This is a genomic window from Thalassotalea marina (assembly GCF_014656435.1).
Classification (GTDB): domain Bacteria; phylum Pseudomonadota; class Gammaproteobacteria; order Enterobacterales; family Alteromonadaceae; genus Thalassotalea_C; species Thalassotalea_C marina.
In genome coordinates this window covers 1-2,092 of the sequence record NZ_BNCK01000023.1, presented here as the reverse complement: position 1 = coordinate 2,092, position 2,092 = coordinate 1, and the positions used below count along the sequence as shown (strand labels likewise).

The window sequence follows — 2,092 nt, the reverse complement described above, 5'->3', positions numbered from 1 at the left end:
TAACCCGCAACGTTACGAATGGCTGCTCTACCGGCAGTTAACCTCACGACTGAATGGACGCATTTATTTGCCAAATGTTACCAAATACCGCGCACTGGAAGACGACCTGATCCCCCAGACATCGCAGGATACCTTGCTGGCCTCATCAACACTGGACAGACTAAAACAGCCCGCAGAGTTATTGTTACAGGAGAAACAACACCGGCTGGAAAGTGCACTCAAAGACGTTGCTCTCCATATTGATGAGGGAGACAATCGAAATGTGATCATGAAAAATCGTACCGGTACCCGCTGGCGTCTGCCGACCAAAAGCGCTACATCTCTGGTCAACAATCCCTTTTTTAAGCGAATGCAACCGGTCGGTATCGCGGATGTACTGCGGTATGTAGAGCGCGAAACCGGGTTCATGAAATGTCTGACTCATGTACTTCCGATACAAAAACAAGGGTTCACTCATCAGGATGATTTACTGGCCATTCTGATTGCCAACGCCACTCACCGTGGTGTGTATGGCATGGCGCAGATCTCCGATCGAAGCTATGAACACCTGAGTACGGTGCAGGCCAACTATATCCGGCCTGAAACGCTGCATGACGCCAGCGACGTGATCAATAATGCGGTTGCAGCGCTACCCATCTTCCGCCACTACCATATTCAGGAGGACCAGCTGCATGCCAGTGCGGATGGTCAGAAATTCGAAACCCATCTGGAAACCTTTAAAACCCGGTACTCCTCTAAGTATTTCGGCACCAACAAAGGGATCACGGCCATGACACTGGTGGCCAACCACAGCGCCCTCAATGCTCGGATCATCGGTTCCAACGAGCACGAATCACACTATATTTATGACCTGTTACAATCCAACAGCAGTGAAATCAAACCTGACGTACTCTCGACAGATACACACGGTGTCAATCATGTTAACTTCGCCTTACTGGATCTATGCGGTTACAGTTTTGCACCGCGATACGCGCAGTTCAGTAGTGTCATCAATGATCTGTTTGATGTGACTGAAAGTGAACAAGGCAGCACCATACTGGCGCTAAAGAAGCCTATCAGAACGAATGTTATTACAACGGGATGGCAAGATATCAGGCGTATTGTTCTGTCACTTCAGACAAAGCGGACGACACAAGCAATGCTGGTAAGAAAGTTGTCTGGTTACCCTTCTGGACACCCAATATTACAGGCTCTGACGGAGTATAATCGACTGGTTAAAGCGCAATATTTACTTGACTACATCGACGATGCCAGTTTGCGGCAGTATGTGCAACGTGCCCTGAACCGGGGAGAAGCATGGCACTTCCTTAGACGAGCCATTGCGTCGGTGAATGGTGATCAGTTCCGTGGCAAAAACGAGTCTGAAATCGCTATCTGGAATGAATGCGCAAGATTGCTTGCCAACGCGATCATCTACTTCAACTCCGCGATACTGAGTCATCTTCTGGGACACTTTGAAGCGAGAGGAGATGAAGAGAAAGCGGGTATCACTCGTGCTGTTTCGCCCGTTGCGTGGCAAAATATCAACTTAAGCGGAACGTATAACTTCACTAATACTGGGAAATTGCCCAATATTGGCGAAATAACAAGGCCGATAGTGGATGATTAGGCTCCAAGCTGAAAGTAAACCACCTCCGCAGCCATTTATTGGTGTGGTCTACAGAGGATTATGTCTTTTTAGAGGGGAAAATCCCTAGAACCCCACCTTGAGACAGAACGCGCCTTGGTCAGAATCCCAGTCGCTGGGCGGGTTTGCGCCTACGCTCTTGACCCCCACGAGGTCTGGAAAGGGTACGACAACGCCAAAGAATACGCGGCCTTCGTGACCAAGACGCTGGTCAACAAGGACGGCGATATTAAGCGCCGGATCATGTCGATGTTTAGCCCAGAGGAACGCCCAGACGACACCAGCCGGCCCGAGATCATGGGGTGGGTGCTGGGCATCGTTTACCGCGTCATTGCCACGCACCTGGTCAAGAAAGCGGGCCATACCCACCAAGTGGCCAAGACGGGCGCGGTCACCCTGATCCAGCGTTTTGGATCGGCGCTCAATCTGAATGTTCACTTCCACATGCTGTTTCTCGACGGTGTG

The 2,092-nt window shown here is 50.4% G+C and carries 1 protein-coding gene and 1 pseudogene; both read left to right on the top strand.

The window, feature by feature from the left end; all coding sequences use genetic code 11:
* The coding region (locus IE199_RS21795) for a Tn3 family transposase (protein ID WP_189775028.1) at nt 1–1,609 on the top strand (1,609 nt) is incomplete at its 5' end.
* A gap of 300 nt (nt 1,610–1,909) precedes the next feature.
* Nucleotides 1,910–2,092 (top strand): annotated as a pseudogene (locus IE199_RS21790) (transposase); the annotation flags it as partial.